The 19757-nt window shown below is 47.2% G+C and carries 16 protein-coding genes, 4 tRNA genes and 1 pseudogene; 6 read left to right on the top strand and 15 right to left on the bottom strand.

What is annotated here, in order from left to right; all coding sequences use genetic code 11:
* Positions 1-14: 14 nt before the first annotated feature.
* From O3660_RS03395 to aroB, 4 genes are all read left to right on the top strand, one after another.
* Positions 15-557, top strand: coding sequence for a pilus assembly protein PilP (locus O3660_RS03395; protein WP_003684527.1), 543 nt, complete (start codon positions 15-17; stop codon positions 555-557).
* A gap of 20 nt (positions 558-577) precedes the next feature.
* A complete protein-coding gene (gene pilQ, locus O3660_RS03400; protein WP_049328902.1) occupies positions 578-2710 on the top strand; it encodes a type IV pilus secretin PilQ in 2133 nt (710 codons plus the stop codon).
* A 132-nt stretch (positions 2711-2842) separates the two neighbouring features.
* Complete coding sequence (locus O3660_RS03405; protein ID WP_003684491.1) at positions 2843-3355, top strand: shikimate kinase; 513 nt, start codon at positions 2843-2845, stop codon at positions 3353-3355.
* Between the two features lie 22 nt (positions 3356-3377).
* On the top strand, positions 3378-4457 hold the full coding sequence (aroB, locus tag O3660_RS03410) for a 3-dehydroquinate synthase (protein ID WP_371464561.1): 1080 nt from the start codon (positions 3378-3380) through the stop codon (positions 4455-4457).
* Positions 4458-4586: 129 nt separating this feature from the next.
* On the opposite strand, the gene O3660_RS03415 is transcribed toward aroB, so the two are convergent.
* The 3 genes from O3660_RS03415 to O3660_RS03425 form a co-directional block, all read right to left on the bottom strand.
* The gene (locus O3660_RS03415) at positions 4587-5900 is read right to left on the bottom strand and encodes an ATP-binding protein (RefSeq protein ID WP_049352500.1); all 1314 of its coding nucleotides are present in this window, start codon (positions 5898-5900) and stop codon (positions 4587-4589) included.
* A gap of 29 nt (positions 5901-5929) precedes the next feature.
* Positions 5930-6607, bottom strand: coding sequence for a response regulator (locus O3660_RS03420; protein WP_049352498.1), 678 nt, complete (start codon positions 6605-6607; stop codon positions 5930-5932).
* A gap of 146 nt (positions 6608-6753) precedes the next feature.
* Positions 6754-7320: an NADPH-dependent FMN reductase gene (locus O3660_RS03425; protein ID WP_049328898.1), complete on the bottom strand. Its 567-nt coding sequence runs from the start codon at positions 7318-7320 to the stop codon at positions 6754-6756.
* A 136-nt stretch (positions 7321-7456) separates the two neighbouring features.
* Between O3660_RS03425 and O3660_RS03430 the strand changes: the two are divergent.
* Positions 7457-8884, top strand: a pseudogene (locus O3660_RS03430) (MFS transporter).
* Positions 8885-8955: 71 nt separating this feature from the next.
* A complete protein-coding gene (gene dacB / locus O3660_RS03435) occupies positions 8956-10368 on the top strand; it encodes a D-alanyl-D-alanine carboxypeptidase/D-alanyl-D-alanine-endopeptidase (protein WP_049352497.1) in 1413 nt (470 codons plus the stop codon).
* 289 nt (positions 10369-10657) lie between these two features.
* On the opposite strand, the gene O3660_RS03440 is transcribed toward dacB, so the two are convergent.
* The 12 genes from O3660_RS03440 to O3660_RS03495 form a co-directional block, all read right to left on the bottom strand.
* Positions 10658-10734: transfer RNA gene (locus O3660_RS03440), tRNA-Asp, on the bottom strand.
* 32 nt (positions 10735-10766) lie between these two features.
* Positions 10767-10842: transfer RNA gene (locus O3660_RS03445), tRNA-Val, on the bottom strand.
* Between the two features lie 39 nt (positions 10843-10881).
* A tRNA-Asp gene (locus O3660_RS03450) sits at positions 10882-10958 on the bottom strand.
* A 33-nt stretch (positions 10959-10991) separates the two neighbouring features.
* Positions 10992-11067, bottom strand: a tRNA-Val gene (locus O3660_RS03455).
* Between the two features lie 69 nt (positions 11068-11136).
* Positions 11137-13119, bottom strand: a complete 1983-nt coding sequence (locus O3660_RS03460; protein ID WP_049351965.1) for a monovalent cation:proton antiporter family protein — start codon at positions 13117-13119, stop codon at positions 11137-11139.
* A gap of 268 nt (positions 13120-13387) precedes the next feature.
* On the bottom strand, positions 13388-14134 hold the full coding sequence (gene fabG / locus O3660_RS03465; RefSeq protein WP_003682193.1) for a 3-oxoacyl-ACP reductase FabG: 747 nt from the start codon (positions 14132-14134) through the stop codon (positions 13388-13390).
* Between the two features lie 81 nt (positions 14135-14215).
* The gene (locus tag O3660_RS03470; RefSeq protein ID WP_049351969.1) at positions 14216-15040 is read right to left on the bottom strand and encodes a capsular polysaccharide synthesis protein; all 825 of its coding nucleotides are present in this window, start codon (positions 15038-15040) and stop codon (positions 14216-14218) included.
* Positions 15041-15046: 6 nt separating this feature from the next.
* Entirely contained in the window at positions 15047-15895 is an 849-nt protein-coding gene (locus tag O3660_RS03475; protein WP_049351986.1) for a glycosyltransferase family A protein, read from the bottom strand.
* Between the two features lie 121 nt (positions 15896-16016).
* Positions 16017-17066 carry a hypothetical protein gene (locus O3660_RS03480; RefSeq protein ID WP_049328892.1) on the bottom strand — a complete coding sequence of 350 codons (1050 nt, stop codon included), beginning with the start codon at positions 17064-17066 and terminating at the stop codon, positions 16017-16019.
* Positions 17067-17364: 298 nt separating this feature from the next.
* Positions 17365-18291, bottom strand: a complete 927-nt coding sequence (gene fabD / locus O3660_RS03485) for an ACP S-malonyltransferase (protein ID WP_049351989.1) — start codon at positions 18289-18291, stop codon at positions 17365-17367.
* A gap of 9 nt (positions 18292-18300) precedes the next feature.
* The gene (locus O3660_RS03490; protein WP_036472721.1) at positions 18301-18648 is read right to left on the bottom strand and encodes a DUF1294 domain-containing protein; all 348 of its coding nucleotides are present in this window, start codon (positions 18646-18648) and stop codon (positions 18301-18303) included.
* A gap of 51 nt (positions 18649-18699) precedes the next feature.
* Entirely contained in the window at positions 18700-19662 is a 963-nt protein-coding gene (locus tag O3660_RS03495; RefSeq protein WP_049351992.1) for a beta-ketoacyl-ACP synthase III, read from the bottom strand.
* Positions 19663-19757: the final 95 nt, after the last annotated feature.

Raw genomic sequence — 19757 nt, forward strand, 5'->3', positions numbered from 1 at the left:
AGAATAGGGAAATCATGAAAAAAATCATCTTACTCTTAAGTCTTCTTCCCTTGGCAGCCTGTACGCAAAGCTATGAAGATTTGACTCAATGGATGACGCAAACCCGTCAGGAAGCAAAATCCAAGATTATTCCGTTTGAAGAGCCGACGGTTACATTGCCTAAGCCGTATAGCCCGCCGAACTTTAAAGGCATGAATGCGTTTGATTCACGCCGTTTGGACACTGCCCCTAAAGGCGGCAATGCGCCGGATGTGAACCGTCCGAAAGAAACATTGGAAGCCTTCAGTTTGGAGAATATGGCCTTTGTCGGAACGCTTCAAAGCGGCGGCAAAGTTTCCGGATTTATCAAGGTTAACGACCATGTTTATACCGTTTATCCCGGAAACTACATCGGTCAGAATTACGGCAGAATCCAAAGTATTACCGAAGATAAAATTATCTTGACCGAGCAAGTTGAAGACAGCTACGGCAACTGGGTGTACCGGAAGGCCGAATTGCCATTGAGCAGTAAAGAGGCGGATTCTTCCAATAGCTCAGATAGTTCGAATTCAAATTAATTTAGGGGTCTCACTCGATTATGAAAACCAAGCACATGACAAAATTATTTGCCGGCTTCAGCGTTGCCCTCGCTGTTCAGACGGCCTTTGCAGGCAATATTACCGATATTAACGTTTCTACTTTGCCTGACAACCAAAAAATCATCAAAATCCGTTTCGACAAAGATGTCACCACACCTCATGGTTTTGTAACATCTACGCCGGCGCGTATCGCATTGGATTTTGCCAACACCAATATCCGTTTGCCTCAGCCTGTTTTGGAATATGCCGACCCATTGCTGAATCAAATTACTGCGGCGCAAAACAATGACCGTGCACGCGTGGTTTTGGGTTTGAACAAAATCAGCCAATACAATACTGAGATTCGCGGCAACGAAGTTTGGGTATTTGTAAACGAATCTACTGATCAAACCAATGCGGCCGTTGCAAATGAACGTGCGGCTACTCCGTCTACCGCGCGCGCTGCTCAGACTTATCAAGCCGTTTCAGCAGCCAATATCGATTTCCGCAAAGGCGCACGCAATTCCGGCATTATTGAATTGTCCGCCCCTGGTTTCAGCGGACAGCCGGATATTAAACAGCAGCGCGACCGCGTGGTTGTGACATTGAAAAACCATACTTTGCCGACACAAGCGCAACGCAGTTTGGATGTGGCTGACTTTAATACACCTGTACAAAATGTTACGCTCAAACGTATCGGCAATTCTACCCAGCTTATTATCCGCAACAATAATACGAATTGGGACATCAATACCAAAGCTTCTTCCGGACGCTTTGTATTTGAAGTATCGCCTAAAGCCGCCAATACCGAATCCGGCGGCTTAAACCACAATGCGAACAAATCGTTCAAAGGCCGTAAAATTTCTTTGGATTTCCAAGATGTAGAAGTTCGTACCATCTTGCAGATTTTGGCAAAAGAATCCGGCATGAATATTGTTGCCAGCGATACCGTCAAAGGCACTATGACTTTGTCCCTGAAAGATGTACCTTGGGATCAGGCTTTAGACTTGGTTATGCAGGCGCGCAATTTGGATATGCGCCGTCAAGGCAACATTATCAATATCGCACCTCGCGATGAATTGTTGGCAAAAGACAAAGCCTTCTTGCAGGCTGAAAAAGAGATTGCCGAATTGGGTCCGCTGTATTCTCAAACCTTCCAGTTGAAATACAAAAACGTGGATGAATTCCGCAAAATTCTGCGTTTGGAAGAATACGACAGCAATAATTCCAACACCCGCAACACTCTGTTGAGCAACCGAGGCAGCGCCTTAATCGATCCGGCCACCAATACGCTGATTGTGACCGACAACCGCGGCGTGATTGAGAAATTCCGCAAACTGATTGATGAATTGGACGTTCCAACCCGTCAAGTGATGGTGGAAGCGCGTATTGTGGAAGCTGAAGATACCTTCTTCCGCAACTTGGGCGTTAAATTCGGTTCCGGTGGTGCGATCGGCCGTACGGCATGGGGCAGCAACTGGAGCAATGCGCAAACCAACTACAATACCAATGCCTCGTTTAACCGTGGCGACGTAGGCTACCGCAAATGGACTTTGGATCCGAATGTCAGTCTGCCGACCGCAGCCGCAGTCAACAGCATTGCGCTGGTGCGTGCGTTCTCGTCCGGCGCATTGGGCTTGGAAATCAGTGCGTCTGAAGAACAAGGTAAGAGCAAAACCATTTCCAATCCGCGCGTGCTGACACAAGACCGTAAAGAAGCCAAAATTGAATCCGGTACGGAAATTCCTTACCAAGAGGCTTCTTCCAGCGGTGCGACTTCGATTACCTTCAAGAAAGCCGTTTTGGGTTTGACCGTAACGCCGAACATTACGCCTGACGGTCAAATTATCATGACTGTGAAGATTAATCGCGATACCCCGATCGACTGTACCGTAGATTCTCTGATGACCAAGTGTATCAACACCAAACACTTGAATACCCAAGCCATGGTTGAAGATGGCGGCACGCTGATTGTCGGCGGTATTTACGAGGAAGAAAGCACCAATGCGGTGAACAAAGTACCTGTTTTGGGCGATATTCCCGTTGTCGGCAATCTGTTCAAATCACGCGGCAAACGTGAAAACCGCCGTGAGCTGTTGATCTTCATCACGCCGCGCATTATGGATAATGTGGGTAATAATCTGCGTTACTGATTTTTAAAATGACAAACAGGCATATCTGCAAAGGTATGCCTGTTTTGGTTTTCAGACGGCCTGAGATGAAAAGGTCATCTGAAAAACGACGAACTTTTCCACGAAACCACCATATCGTATAAAATGACCCACATGGAAAAAATCAACGGCAATTTAATCTTAATCGGGCTGATGGGCGCGGGCAAAACCACTTTGGGCAAGCAGCTTGCCCAAATGTTTGAATGCCCGTTTTACGACAGCGACTACGAAATCTGCACTTCTTCGGGTGTAACCATTCCGACCATTTTTGAGATGGAAGGGGAGGAAGGCTTCCGCAACCGTGAAACCAATATGCTGAAGAAGCTCGCTTCCCGGCGCAACATCGTTTTATCGACCGGTGGCGGCTCTGTCTTACGCAGTGAAAACAGACAGATTTTGCGCCAAAACGGCACGGTTGTTTATCTGCATGCCAGTCCCGAAACCTTGCTGGAGCGTACCCGTTACGACAGCAACCGGCCGCTGTTGCAAGTTGCCAACCCTTTGGCCAAACTGCAAGAGCTGTATGACCAACGCGATACGCTGTACCGTCAAACCGCCCATCTCGTCATCGAATCCGACAGCTGTCACAAAACGCTCAAACGCCTGATACAGGCTTTAGGCGAATAAACACGCTTTGCAAAGGAACACCATGCGCACACTGACTGTCCAAACCCCGTCCCATCAATATCCCATCTTTATCGGGCATAAACTGATTGAGCAGGCCGATACGCTGCTTCAGCCCTATTTAGGCAAAAAAGCAGCCATCATTACCAACGAAACCGTTGCGCCGCTTTATCTCAAACAGCTTCAGACGGCCTTAGACAGACTGGGTGTGCCGCATTTCAGCATTATCCTTCCCGACGGCGAAGAATATAAAAACTGGCAGACGCTTAACCTGATTTACGATGGCTTGATGCAAAACCGTGCCGAGCGCAAAACCACTTTAATCGCTTTGGGCGGCGGTGTGATAGGCGATATGGTCGGCTTCGCCGCGGCGACTTATCAGCGTGGCGCACCTTTTATCCAAGTGCCGACTACATTGCTCAGCCAGGTCGATTCCTCGGTCGGCGGTAAAACCGCTATCAACCATCCGCTCGGTAAAAACATGATTGGCGCGTTCTACCAACCGCAAGCCGTGCTGGCCGATTTGACCGCCCTGCAAACTCTGCCGCAACGCGAACTTTCCGCAGGTATGGCTGAAGTCATCAAATACGGCGCATTGGGCGATGCTGAATTTTTTGCTTGGTTGGAAGAAAATATGGCCGACCTGATGGCGCAACACCAAGAAAAAATTGCAGAAGCCGTTTATCATTGCTGCAAAATGAAGGCCGATATTGTTGCCCAAGACGAAACCGAGCAGGGAGTCCGCGCATGGCTTAATTTCGGCCACACTTTCGGCCATGCCATCGAAGCCGAAATGGGCTACGGCGTATGGCTGCATGGTGAAGCAGTTGCCGCCGGTTGCGTTCTCGCTTCCCGTTTGTCGCAAATTTTGGGCAAAACCCAACAAGCCGATACCGACCGCATTGCTGCTTTAATGGAAGCCGCCTCCCTCCCGTCCGCACCGCCTGTTTTCTCATTTGAAAAATGGATTGAACATATGAGCCACGACAAAAAAGTCAGCAGCGGCATCATGCGTTTTGTCGGTTTGGAATACTTGGGTAAAGCCAATATCACCGAAATTACCGATATGGAAATCCTCCGCCAAACCTTGCAGCCGTATTTGTGAGGAATGAATGAGGTTTGCTTTAAAATATAAAAAGGCCGTCTGAAAGGTATTTTCAGACGGCCTTTGGTTTTAAAGCGTTTTCATTTATCGGCTTAAAGCTAGATAAACCAATTTGGGCGGGTCGATTATTTAAAGCGTCTTTTTATCCAACTCGGCAATAATCAGCAAGCCGCTGTCAAAGCGTCGGCTGTCGGCCAGTTTCAGACGGCCTTGATGGCGTTTGACAATGGTGTTTGCGATGGAAAGCCCCAGGCCGGTGCCTTGTTGTTCGGTACCGAGAATGCGGTAGAAGGGGTCGATAACGCGTTGGCGTTCGCTTGGGGGAATGCCGGGGCCGTCGTCTTCCACCCAGATGTTGAGGTATTCGGCGGTTTCGTCAAAGCCCAAATCGATGCGGCCGCCTTTGGGGGTGTAGCGGATGGCGTTGTCGGTAAAGGTTTTGATAAGGGTGTAGATTTCAGTGTCGTCGGCGTGGATTTGGCAGTCGTTTTCAACGGCGACGCCGATGTCTTGACCTTTAGCTAGCGCCAGCGGCATGAGTTCCTGTAGGACGCGGCGGAATTGGTTTTGCAGGCTGATCAGGGTTTTGGGGCGTTGGGTTTCGGGTGCTTGGACGCGTGCGAGGGAGAGGAGTTGCTCCAGCAGGTGGCGGTTGCGCTGTATGCTTTGTTGCAACAGGGCGGACTGCTCGCGCGCTTCGGCGGACAGCTGCATATTGTTGAGCCGTTCTGCCTGAAGGGAAAGGGCAGTCATGGGGCTGCGCAATTCGTGTGCGGCATCGGCGATAAAGCGTTGCTGTTGGCGGACGTTTTCGTCGGTACGCTGCAACAGGTTGTTGATGGCGACGACAAAGCCTTGGATTTCGCTGGGAATGTCTTGCGTGTCCATCGGCGAGAGGTCGTTGATTTGGCGCTGTTCTAAATCGTTGGACAGGGTTTTGACGGAACGCATGGCGCGGTGGGTAATCCAGACGGTGAGCAGGATAATCAGGGGTAGGGCGAGGAGCATGGGGAGGATGCTCTGCACGGCGGCCATTTCGGCCAGCTCTTCACGGTAGTCGCTTTCCTGCATGACGGCGATGCGGCCTTGCTTGGTATTACGGGTATAAACGCGGTAGTAATCGTCGTCGTCATCGGCCTGAATGGTGTGCAGGCCGTCTGAAATCTGCTCAGGCAGGCTGACAATGGGGTTGGGCGTATTGGGAAATTGAACGGAAATCTTGTTGTCGTTGTCGAGCGAGTGCTTCTCGTCATCGGCATCGCTCGGGTCGAGATAGTTTGCGACTTGGCGCAACAGGTCGTCTTGAACCTCTTGGGTCTCGTGATAAGTATCGTAATATGAAAATATGCCTGCAAGAATGGAGAGGGGCAGGAGCATACAGATCAGGGCGAGGCTGATCCGGACTTGCAGGGATTGTTTGATGGTGTGGATAAGGCGTTGCATGGTATGTGTGTTGGTGTTGCTTTGGTTTTTCAGACGGCCTGGTTGTTTTGTGCAACCAGCCAGCCGACCCCGCGGACGTTTTGAATCGCTTCTTTGCCGAGTTTTTTGCGTAAGGCGTGAATCAGGAAGTCAACGGCGTTGCTTTCGACTTCTTCGCCCCAGCCGTAGATTTTATCTTCCAAATCGCTGCGCGACAGAATCATGCCCGGGCGCAGCAGCAGGGCTTGGAGGACGGCAAATTCTTTGTTGCTGAGCATGATGGCCTGTTCCTGCCCGACCACTTCTGCCTGATGGGTGGAAGGGTTGAGTGTGATGATGCCGTTGCTCAGCAGCGTTTGCGCCTGTCCGCCGTGTCGGCGCAATACGGCGCGCATACGGGCTTGCAGTTCTGCCATGTCGAAGGGTTTGACGATGTAGTCGTCTGCACCGCCGTCTAAGCCGTTGAGGCGGCTGTGCAAATCGTCGCGCGCGGTCACGATTAAGACAGGAACGGTACAGCCTCCGCTGCGGATTTGCGCCAATACGTCCAAACCGTCTTTGCCAGGCAAACCTAAATCCAAGAGCAGCAAATCGTATGCTTGCGCCGCCACTGCTGCGGTAACTTCCGAACCGCGGCTGACCCAATCGACAGCGTAGCCGGTGTCTTTCAGGTTGGCACTGACGGCTTGGGCAATCATGGCATCGTCTTCAACCAATAATACGCGCATGGAAGTTCTCCGGAGGGTGGGTGGATAGTGATTATAACTGCACTCAATTAGTAAAAATTTAGGAACTGTCGAAAAACTGATTTTTTGCAAAAGATGAGGCCGTCTGAAATTTTGTTTTTCAGACGGCCTGTATGTTTCAATCCTGATTATTTAGGGTTTTTCTCAATCAAGGCAACCAATTGGTCGATATAGCCTTGAACAAATCCACGCGCAGACTCGATGAGCTGGCCGTTGTCGTCAAACAGGGTAGGCGAGTTGCCGAGGAACACTTCCGGCTGGCCGGTCAGCGGCATATCGAAATACGAAAGGGCAAGGCGCAGATTTTTTTGCGCGCTATAGCCGCCCATTTTGCCGACTGAATGGCTGATGATGCCGGCCGGTGTTTTTTTCCAGGCAACATCGGCATTGGGTTTGGAACCGATGTCGATGGCGTTTTTCAGGCAGGCCGGTACGGTACGGTTGTTCTCAGAAGTCACGAACAATACGCCGGCCGAAGCTTTGATGGTTTCACGGAACTCGGTATAGCTGGACGGAGTAGGGAAGTCGGTAACGGCAGGATCGTCGTAGTCGAAGTTGTACAAAGGCAAATGGCCGATTTCGACGATTTGCGCTTCGTAGCCTTCGGGGAACATGGAAATGACGTTTTGTGCGATTTTTCGTGCAAACGAGCCTTTACGCAGGCTGCCGACCAAGATGCTGACTTTCTTTGACATGTTTTTCTCCTATTTAATAATAAAAATGAAAACGATTCTAAATTTTAGTGTTATCTGGGGAAGCGGTCAAGGTTTCAGACGGCCTGTCAAAACGGTTTATGCTAAAATAACGGTTTCGCTGATATTTCAAATTATTATGCACGCTTCTGATTCGCAAGAGGGCGAAACGGCACACGAATACTACGCCGACAATCCCGACTTTCCTGCTAAAACCATTGTCGCTACCTTATTCATCGGCGCATTTTTCGGCTATCTCAACGACACGCTGCTAAATGTCGCGCTCACGCCGATTATGAAGGATTTTGGTGTCGATAAGACTACGGTTCAATGGCTGACGACGGGCTTTTTGCTGGTCATGGGTGCATTTACGCCGATTACGGCAGGCGTGATTCAATGGTTTGAAACGCGCAAAATGGTGCTGTTTATGCAGGCAACGTTTTTAGCAGGATCGCTGATTTGCGCGTTTGCACCGACGTTTGGCGTATTGGTGGTCGGTCGGATGGTGTAGGCAGTGTCTGCCGCGTTCTTTGTCCCGCTTCTGTTTAACGGCGTATTGTCGATTTTCCCTCCCAACAGGCGCGGAACGTCGATGGGTGTGATTACCATGATGTTTACCGCCGCGCCTGCAATGGGGCCGACGCTGTCGGGCATCATTATCGACCATACGCATTGGCGCGTGCTGTTCGGTTTTACCGCGCCGTTTATGTTGGCGGCGATGGTGTTGGTGGGTAGATATTTGACGGTTAATTTAAGCAACATCAGCCGTCCGAAAATCGATATGTTGTCAGCTGTGCTGTCGATTGCGGGCTTCGGCGGGCTGGTTTATGCGAGTAGTAATTTTGCCCATATGCCGCTGCTGGAATTTATCCTGCTCTTTGCCGCTTCCGTTGTACTGGTGGGTTGGTTTGCGCACCGTCAATTCCGTTTGGCTACGCCGTTGTTGAACCTTCGTGCGTTTGAATACAAACAGTTCAGATATTGCGTTGTGATTTTGGCCGGTGCGATATTCCTGTTCTTGGGCTTGGAATTGATGGTGCCGATGTACACGCAGCAAGTGCTGATGCTGACCGGTACGGCAACCGGTTTGATCCTGATGCCTGCGAGTATTGCCCAAGCGGTTGCCGCGCCGTTGTTTGGCAAATTGTTGGACAAAAAGGGCGGACGTTTTGTCGTCTTGCCGGCAACAGTGATGCTGGTGGTGTCGCTGGCGGTATTGTGGCTGTTTCTGCGGATTGATACGCAAGTGGTAATGTTGACGGCGATGTTTACGCTGTTGGCGCTTTCCGTGTCTGCTTGTGTAACCGGCGAAACCCATGGTCTGAATGCGTTGCCGAAAACGCTCAATCCGCACGGCGCGGCGATTCTGACTACCATCAACCCGATTGCCGGTGCCATCGGTGCGGCGTTTTTTGTCGGTGCGACCAATATCGGTGAGAAACTTTCCAGCGCAGATATGCCGCAACAGGCAATGTTGGATGGTATTCATTTGGCGATGGGTTGCGCTTTGGTTGTCGGGGTTGTGGTCGTCATGTTTGCTTTGCGTTTGAAAGCGCATCAGAAATAAATAAAAAGGCCGTCTGAAACGTTCAGACGGCCTAAGTACCTCGTAAGAATTTATAAGATTTTTGTAACATAATGAAGTTGAAAAGTATTTTATCAATCAGCCTGATGGTGGCGGTTTGTCCGTCATGGGCTTTGGATTTCGGGCGTATTCCTGAAAATGAAATTTCCGTTTATGTGCAGGAATTGGACAGCGGCAAAGTGATTGCCGAACACCGTGCCGATGAATTGCGCAATCCTGCTTCGACCATGAAGCTGGTAACGGCGTTTACCGCGTTTCGTATGTTGGGCGGCGATTATCGTTGGAAAACGGAGTTTAAAACCAACGGCTCAATCAAAGGCGATACACTGAAAGGCAATGTGTATTGGGTGGGGAGCGGCGATCCTGTGTTTGACCAGCATGATTTGGTGCAAATGCAGCAACAGATGCGCGATAAGGGCATACGCCATATTGACGGACATCTGATACTCGACCGCAGCCTGTGGGGCGATGTGAAGAATCCGGATGATTTTGCTTCCGACTCTGCCGAAAGCTTTATGACACCGCCTGATCCCAATATGTTGGCGTATAAAACCGTTGAACTGCGTGCTGAAAAAGAAGAAGACGGAAGCTTGGTCATCCGTACCAATCCGCCGCTGCCGAATCTGAATATTCAAAACAAATTGACGCTTGAGAATAAAGTAGGGAAGTGCAGTGTTTTAAAAAGCCACATGAAGACTTCCTATAAAAACAATACGCTGACCGTGTCGGGCAAGCTGCCGGAAAGCTGCTTGGGCAAAGAGCTGTATCTGAATATGTACAGCATGAAAGAATATGTCGGCAAAAGTTTTGTGAACCAATGGCGTCAACAAGGCGGTACGGTTTCAGACGGCCTGACGACAGGTGTCGCGCCTCATGATGCGCATGTGTTGGCAAGCCATCAATCCAAACCGCTTACCGATATCCTCACCGATATGAACAAGCATTCCAATAATCTGATTGCCCGTTCGGTTTTCCTTAAATTTGCCGGAAACATGTCTGATTACAAGCTGGCGCAGGCCAAGGCTGCCTCTATTGTAAAAAGCGAGCTGGCGGTTGCAGGTATCAATACGGAAGGGCTGGTGTTGGAAAACGGCTCAGGCCTGTCTCGCGTCGAACGACTCAATGCGCGCATGATGGCGCAAATGTTGGAAAAAGCCTACTTCAGCCCGTTTAAAAACGAGTTTATCAGTACGCTGCCGATTGCCGGTAAAGACGGTACGCTTAAAACACGCTTGAAACAGCCCGGTGAAAACCTGCGCCTCAAAACCGGTACGCTTAAAGATGTCCGCGCATTGGCAGGGTATTGGTTGGGCGAAAAGCCGTTGCTGGTTGTCGTGATTATCAACAGCCAAAAATCAACCGATTATTTACGCGACTTGGATAAGCTGGTGTCTAAAATTGTTCAGCCGGGCGGAGATCATTGGATTGATGCTAAGGCTTCCTGCATGATTAGGTATCAGGCTTGATAAGCTAAAAAAGGCCGTCTGAAAATGTATTGACGTTTTCAGACGGCCTTTGTGTAAGAAGGGGAGGTAAGTATCTATGTCTATTTTGGAAGATGATCTAGGGATTTGATGAATAAGCGTTTGGTGTGAATCAGCTTGAAATATATGGTCTTTCAGGATTTAAACCATATGTCTGCTTTATTGTGCTGTCCTGTTTATACTATTTAAAAAGCTCGATTTTTTATAAAAAGGATAGGGTATAGACGAAAAAAATACCGGTAAAAACCGGTATTTTTTATTTTTAACTTGATGGCGCGGCGGACGGGGCTCGAACCCGCGACCCCCGGCGTGACAGGCCGGTACTCTAACCAACTGAGCTACCACCGCGCATCCATTGCCAGAGACAATGAAAAGGAAAGTGGTGGGTGATGACGGAGTCGAACCGCCGACATTCTGCTTGTAAGGCAGACGCTCTACCAACTGAGCTAATCACCCGAAAAAGGGAGATACTGAGGAATCAGCATTTCTAAATAATGGCGCGGCGGACGGGGCTCGAACCCGCGACCCCCGGCGTGACAGGCCGGTACTCTAACCAACTGAGCTACCACCGCGCATCCACTGTCAAAGACAATGAAAAAGAAACTTGGTGGGTGATGACGGAGTCGAACCGCCGACATTCTGCTTGTAAGGCAGACGCTCTACCAACTGAGCTAATCACCCATGCGAAAAATTGCGAAGACGCTATTAAACCAAAAAATCCTGATGCGCGCAAGATTTATTTGCCAATAATTAGATATCTCCCTGCAAGCACCAGTTTTCAAAGGAAATAATTTCTTCCTGCTTGCCTGCGACAACCAAAATGTCGCCGGGTTCCAGAACAAAATCAGGGTCAAGGTCCTGGATTTTTCCAGTATTGCGGCGGATAAACAATAGTTTCAGATAATGCGCTGCCAATGGCAATTCACGGATGGTTTTACCGATGGCGTGTGCCTTGCCTTGCAATGGGAAGGCATGGCGGCAGACGGCCTTGCTGTCCTCGTCGGAGAAGCTGTCATCATCACTGCCGACAAATAAGTCTTGTAAAGATGCATAGCGGCTGTGACGGATGTGGGTTATGGTTTGATAAACATGGTTGTAGGAGAGGCCGTGGCCCAACATGGCATAGCTTGCCAGTACCAAGCTGGTTTCTTTGGTATCGGAGACAGTTTCTTCCGCACCCATTTCGGTAAAGGTTTTAACGTAATCGTCATTGGTGGCGCGAACATAAACCGGCATGCTCGGATGCATGGACATAATGTTGCCGAGAACATGTTGGGTTTCGTGCATATTGTTCAGCGTGATGACCACCATTTTGGCGCGTCCCAAGCCGGCGGCTTCCAAGACTTCGCGGCGTTTGGCATCGCCAAAGGAAACCGGTTCGCCTGCGTTGCGTGCCACTTGTACGCGGGCAATGTCCAAGTCAAGGGCAAAGTAGGGGATGCCTTCTTGCGCCAATACACGGGCAACCGATTGACCGCCGCGTCCGAAACCGATAATCAGGACGTGTTCGGATTTGCTCATGGTTTCCACCAGCATGGAGTGTAAGTCCAAGGCTTTCATGTCCCAGTCGGATTTAACGAAGCGACTGACGATGGCATCGCTGCTGCCCAAAATGAATGGCGCGGCAATCATGGAGAGCAAGACGGCTGCAGTGGCTGCTTGTTCCAATTCGGGCGAAACCATATTGATTTTGCTGGAAATGGCCAGCATCACGAAGCCGAACTCGCCGCCTTGTGCCAAATAAAGCGCACTTTTGAGGCTGTCGCCCACAGGGTTTTTCATGCGTAAAGCGATGATGAAGACGACCAGTGCTTTCAAGACCAACAAGATTGCCAACAAAATCAGGATTTGCTGCCAGTTGCCGATCAGTGCCTGAATATCCAGCTTCATGCCGACGGTAATGAAGAAGAAGCCCAGCAGGATATCGCGGAATGGACGGATGTCGTCTTCTACCTGAATGCGGTATTCGGTTTCGGAAAGCAACATGCCGGCGACGAATGCGCCCAATGCCATAGACAGGCCTTCAAGCTCTGTCAGATAGGCCACGCCCAAAGTAACCAGCAAAACATTGATCATGAAGAGTTCGGACGATTTGCGTTTGGCAACCAGTCTGAACCAGCGCGACATCACACGGCTGCCGATAACGAACAAAATGCCCAAGGTCAGCAACATTTTCAAACCGGCCAAGCCAAGCTCTACCCACAAGTTGCCTTCGCTGCCGCCAGCAAGTGCCGGAATCAGAATCATCAGCGGTACCACGGCAATATCTTGCATCAGCAAAACACCCATGGCCATTTGACCATGCGGCTGACCCAGCTCGGTTTTCTCCGACAGAATGCGGCTGACGATGGCGGTGGACGACATGGTCAGTGCGCCCGCAGTGGCAAACGCCCAGTTAAACGGCGTGCCCATTGCCATCAAAATGCCCATAATCGAGAGCATGGTAATGATGACTTGCAAACCACCCAAGCCGAATACGAGGCGGCGCATGGCTTTGAGTTTGGGCAGGGAGAATTCGAGACCGATGCTGAACATCAAGAATACAATGCCAATTTCGCCCAAATAGTCGGTAGCGTGGCTTTGCGGAATCAGTTTGAACATGCCCGGGCCGGCAATAAAACCGACCAAAAGATAACCGAGCATGGAAGGAATGTTGAACTTGCGACAGCAGATAACCGTAATGACGGAAACCAACAGGACAATGACAATGGGACCGAGGGAGAATTCGTGCATAGAGTGGGCGGCCTTTCGTTAAAAGTAGCTATTGTTATATAGGCCGTCTGAAACACGTCGAAAACCGACAGTAAACCCAAATAAAAACGCACAGAACGAACTTCATTTCTGCGATTTGATTTCCCGTATCATGTTTATTTGGACTTACTGTTTCGAGCGTTATCTAACGGATTATTAAGATTATATCAAGATAGAATGTAAAGTAGTGTTTTGGTTGACAAAAAGGGCCGTCTGAAATATTCAGACGGCCTTTAAATAAACAAACGGTTTAAGGCATCAACATGCCGCCGTTGACATGAAGTGTCTGACCGGTAATGTATTTTGCCTGATCAGAAGCTAAGAACAAGACTGCATCGGCAATATCTTGCGCTTCACCGAATTTGCCCAAAGAAGTTTGCGCTTCAAAAGTTTTGCGGGTTTCTTCTGGCAGGGCACGGGTCATATCGGTGTCGATAAAGCCGGGGGCAACACAGTTGACGGTAATGCCGCGGCTGCCGACTTCACGCGCCATAGATTTGGAGAAGCCGATTAAGCCTGCTTTTGCGGCCGCATAGTTGGTTTGACCGGCATTGCCCATCACGCCGACAACGGATGTGATGTTAATGATGCGGCCGGCACGCTGTTTCATCATGCCGCGCAATACCGCTTTGGAGGCGCGGAACACAGATTTGAGGTTGACCTGCATGATGTCGTCCCACTCTTCCTCTTTCATGCGCATCAGGAGGTTGTCGCGGGTAATGCCGGCGTTGTTGACCAGAATATCCAGTTTGCCGAATTCTTTCTCGATGTCGGCAATCAGGTTTTCGATGGTTTCAGGCTCGGCAGAATTCAATGCACGGCCTTCGCCGCCCCATTGTGCCAAGCGTTCGCCGATTGCAGCCGCACCGCTCTCACTGGTAGCCGTGCCGATAACTTTTGCACCGGCCGCCGCCAAAGTATCGGCAATCGCCGCACCAATACCGCGAGAAGCGCCGGTTACCAAAGCGATTTTGCCGCTCAAATCTTGTGTACTCATGCTGTTTCCTTTTTGATACTATTTATATCACATGCTGTATAAATAGTAGTTAAATGTTTGGATGTCAACCACGCTATTAATTTAACGATAGTTTTCCAAATTTGGACGTAAAGTATTATCAAGGAGAATTTTATCAGTATATTTCAAGCATAAAGGGTGAAATATATCTCCTAATATATTTGTCCAAGGGATAGGGTATCCGGGGTTATTACCTAGAACGTTACCAGGATTATTCTCCAGTTGCTCAGCGTAATTATCCATTCTATTTAATAGTTCGTTGTACCATTCTTGAGTAAAAGGGGTTTGTTTGCGAAAAATATAGGCGCAATTTCCAGCTATGATACTAAAATAACATTGCATATCTTCGCCAATCTTGCCTTCAACAGGTGCTAAGTCTTCTGCTTTAATCTCAGGATAGCCAATAAAATATGCATTACTACAATCTAAAGTGTCAAAAACAGGACTCCAATTGTATTGAGCAGCTTTAATATCACTATAACCTCCACCGTAATGATGCATAAAATAGCAACGTAGATAATCAGCTTTATGTACTAAGGATAAGTATTTGAATGCGTGGTGCAGTGGATACTCAGGTAAAATATATTCTGATAAATTATTTGGAGTAATCAATACCACTTCTACTCCTGAAACTAGTTTCAGAAGCTCAAAATGCGATTGACGGGATTCTGACATTGGATTGTTACCAGTCCAAAAAGTGTAAATTTTTCTAGGAACGGGATTCTTGTCAATTATGAATGTTGTTTGCTTAATAACTTTACTTAGAAAACTATCTGGATAGTTTTCTGATTTATATATATAAGGATTACTTGAAATGAAACGATAATTTGCTTGAAGCTGACGTTGTATTTTCCAAGTATGAAATATTTTTTTTAATATTCGTCTCATTAGCTACTACTCCAAGTAGGGTTGGATTTTTTGATATCTTCTGGGGTTGAACCATTTATAAAAATATTTTCTCAAAGGGTTGTTATATTTTTTTCGTTTTAATTCATATTGTTTTAGTGTGTATGAAGTTAAAAGTTGTAGAAAAATCCCGTTTTCTTTGTAAAAATCATAGTGTTTGTTATAAATTCTTAGTAGGTTGTCTGAGACTTTTATATCAGAGGCTAAATTACTCACTGATGATTCGTCGAGTCGTTGTCGGTAGTAAAATAAAGGTTGATGAATTTGTTTGACTTTCCCACCATTTTTAATGATGGAAATAAACAGTTCCCAATCTTCAATAAAAGTCATGTTGCTATCAAAGCCACCCACTGCATCGTAATCTTTTTTTCGGATTAAGGCGGTAATATAGATGCAGTTCTGCAGTAAAAAGTCTGGTAAGGCAAATTTAGGTAACTTCCATGGTTCATTTCTCGCACCAAAAAGAAAGGCATCGGTATATACAATTGCTAATTTCTTATCAGCTTCAGCTGCATCTACACATACTTTCAAATAGTCTATTCCCAAAAGATCATCTGAATCTAGACAAACAAGGTAATCGCCACGGGCATATTGAATAGCATGAATACGAGCTTTGACGCAGTAAGTATTTTCTTGTGAAAGTACTTTTAATCTAGATTCTTTTTTTGCTTCTTCATATAGAATTTCTAAGGTATTGTCGTTTGAACCATCATCAATAGCTATAATTTCAAAGTTTTGATAAGACTGGTGATAAATACTTAATAAAGTTTCCTTAATGTAATTAGCTGAGTTATAGCATGGAATAATAATGGATATAAGAGGTTGATGTTTATGCATTTTCGCCCTGTTTTTAATTTTCAGTTAAATTATAAGTTTAATTTCCATGTTAATAGAAATTTAAAAGACATTTATCCCAAAATATGATAGTAAGTTTTTGATTTTTTATATGGGCCTATCATTATGGTTTGACTTTTATATCTTCTATTGGATTTGGAAGCTTTATTTCTTTATATGGTTGAATTTGTAGTATATAACTAATCCAATTTTTAAAACTGTACTTTTGTCGAATTTTCTCATCAATATCAACGTAGGGTTTTGCTAAAAACTCATCTAGTTGTGCAAAATCATATCCATCCCAAACTAGGAAATTATTAGGGTGATAAAAATCATAGTATTTTACTTGTGTATTTGTGGTAATCAGCTTTTGTTTATTTCCTAGTGCTTCGAAAGTGCGAAAAGATAAGCCATTATGCTTATCAATAACAAAGTCAATTAATACTTTCGCATGTTGGGCACGTTTAATATTTTCCTCAAAGCTGATTGTTTTATCAATAAGTGTAATGCTCTCATCAGGGTATATTTTTCTGCCATCTGCGTATCTTTTCCAAAATATATTTATGTCAGTACTCTTATTCCTTGTTTTTGCATAGCGTCCAAAATTAGCAATTACTTTTGCTCGGGAGTCCATATGAACACCTGTGAAGTAGAAATCTACTGTTCTTTCGGGAAGGTTATCTAGCTCATAGTCAAAATAGAAATTTGTTGCAGGAAAGAGATGGTATTCCGAATAATATAAATCATTTGAATCAAAAACATAACATCTATTAAATTCATTTATTAAGGGATAAATTGAAGGAAATCGATGTAAACCGTCAAATTGATAATTAACTACACCATTTTGACTTATTTTATTAAGAAATTGAATAAAATCATTATTGTATATGTCGCCACTAATTAATAAAGCGTAGTCTAATTCGCCAATATTCTTAATTTTCTCTGTAATAATATTCTGTAATGTTGAACATTTCAAATTTTTTTTAGCAGATATATCTTTGTAAATAAATTTACTCCATTTTACTTTTAGCCAACTAGAAATAGAAGGATAACGGAAGTTTTCAAAGTCTTCTGTAATATTAATAACTTTAAAACCATGGTATTTCAAATTTTTATCAATTAGTTTATACAATCCGGATACAGTAGGCATTCCAAATAATATTGTTTTACTCATAACTATTTCTTATATTGATTAGAACTTGTTGAAGGTGTTTTCGTAATCAAGTTGCCAATAAGTTAGGCGACTTAATTCCAGTATTTACAATTTTGATATTTATATTCATTCAGGCAGGAGTCTGGCAAAGTTACTTAGTTTGAAATATGCATTAAAAACGGTTATTAAGATGAATCTTCTTGTAAATGCCTATATTTTCTGATTTAGGATTTCTTCCCCATCTTTTTTGTTGTTATTTTACTGGTTTATATTCAAGAATTAAAGACGGCCTTTTTGAGGAAGGCCGTCTAAAAACGTTTTAGTGGGCTTCGATAAATGTAGCCACTTGGTCGGCATTGGTCAATGCGCTGCACGCGGCTTCTTTGTTGATGCGTTTGGCGAGGCCTGCAAGGACTTTGCCGGGGCCGCATTCGGCGGATTCGGTGATGCCTTCGGAAACAAGCGCGTTGACGGTTTCTGTCCAGTGCACCGGGCTGTACAGTTGGCGTACTAAGGCATCTTTGATTTTGTCGGCATCATCGTAAGAAGCGACATCGGCGTTATGGATGACGCGGATTTGCGGTTGTTTGATGGTGATGTCTTTCAATGCTTCGGCAAGCTTTTCCGCTGCAGGCTTCATGAGGCTGCAATGTGAAGGAACGGAAACAGGCAGCGGCAGGGCGCGTTTGGCTCCGGCTTCTTTGGCGGCGGCCATGGCGCGTTCGACTGCGGCGGTATTGCCGGCAATCACAACTTGGCCTGGGGAGTTGAAGTTGACGGCTTCAACGACTTCGCCTTGTGCAGCTTCGGCACAAATGGCTTTGACTTGCTCATCTTCCAAACCCAAGATAGCGGCCATTGCGCCTACGCCTTGCGGTACGGCAGATTGCATGAGTTCGGCGCGCAGGCGGACCAGTTTGACCGCGTCTGCGAAATCCAATGCGCCGGCAGCAACGAGGGCGGTGTATTCGCCGAGGCTGTGGCCTGCAACGACGGAAGGGATTTTACCGCCGGCTTCCAAGTAGGCGCAGTAGGTAGCAATGCCGGCAGCCAGCATGATGGGCTGGGTGTTGACGGTTTGTCCGATTAATTCGGCATCTTCGCCGTTAATCATTGCCCACAGGTCTTGACCCAATACGGCGGAAGCTTCGTCAAATGTGGCTTTAACGATGGCTTGCTCGGCAAAGCCGTTCATCATGCCTAGGCTTTGTGAGCCTTGTCCGGGGAAGAAGAATGCGAAAGACATGGTAATTCCTTATTGGTTTGAATGTTTGAGGGTGTCTGCCAGCAGAAGGAGGGTGGCGACAGTATTGGTTGCGGCGGTCAGCCGGAAGGTGCGGACAAAATTAGGTTTGCTGGTCTTATGCCTGAATGCGAGGCTGCCGCAATAACCGCCCGGCCAGCCGCCAAGCAGGTTGAGCAGGTGTAATTTTGCTTCGGGTATGCGTCTGCCGTGATTGCGTGCGCGCTGTTTGTCTAGGCAGTAAAGCAGGAAAATGTATGCACTCAGTGCGAGATAGGCGGTTGCCAGTTTGGGCAATATTGCTGCCGTTATGCTTAAAAACAGGCTGCTGATGCAGAGTGCAAATGTTAGGGATTTCATGGGTTTGAGCAGAATAGGCCGTCTGAAAAGGGTGTTCAGACGGCCCAACCGTTAGTATTTCACCAAAACCGCACCCCAGGCAAAACCGCCGCCGATGCCTTCGAGCAAGAGGTTTTGTCCGCGTTTGATTTGGCCGTTTTTAATACCGACATCCAGTGCCAGTGGAATGGAGGCAGCGGACGTGTTGCCGTGGTCTTGGACAGTCAAGATGACTTTGTCCATGCTCAAGCCTAAGTGTTTGGCGGTAGAGTCGATAATGCGCTTATTGGCTTGGTGCGGCACAATCCAATCGATTTGATCGGCAGTGTAACCGGCTTCTTCGATAACGTCATCTGCGATTTTAGACAGCATTTTGACGGCAAATTTGAATACGCCGGGGCCGTCCATGCTGATGTAGGGTGAACCGCAAATCTGGCCGTTGGCGATTTGTCCGGGGACGTTTAAAAGATTGAGGTAGTTGCCATCGGCTTTGAGTTTGCTGTGGATGATGCCCGGTTCGTCAGATGCGCTTAAGACAACCGCGCCCGCACCGTCACCAAAGAGGACACAGGTGGTACGGTCGTTCCAATCGACGATGCGGCTGAAGGTTTCCGCGCCGATAACCAAAGCGTTTTTCGCCATGCCGCTTTTGATGTAGGCATTGGCAGTGGTCAGGGCATACATAAAACCGGCGCACACGGCTTGTACGTCAAAGGCAGGGCAGCCGTTGACAATGCCCAATTTTTGCTGCACGATGGTTGCCGTAGAAGGGAACTGCATATCGGGAGTGGCTGTGGCGACGATAATCAGGTCGATATCGTCAGCCTGTAAATCGGCATCTGCCAAGGCGCGGCGTGCTGACTCGGCGGCCAAATCGCTGGTTTTTTCGCTGTCGTCTGCAATATGGCGAAATTTGATACCTGTACGCGTGGTAATCCACTCGTCGGAAGTGTCCACTTTTTTGGCAAGGTCGTCATTGCTGACGCGGTTGGCAGGAAGGTAGCTGCCTGTACCGGAAATTTTGGCATATTGCATGAGAACGGCCTTTTTAGAGAATTGATTCAGATAGTCGGGTATTGTAAGCGAAAATGGGAAAATTCCCAATATTAAGAATGAAGCCGGTAATCAAA

Origin of the sequence: Neisseria sp. 27098_8_139, from assembly GCF_041433195.1 — a bacterium.
Classification (GTDB): Bacteria; Pseudomonadota; Gammaproteobacteria; order Burkholderiales; family Neisseriaceae; genus Neisseria; species Neisseria subflava.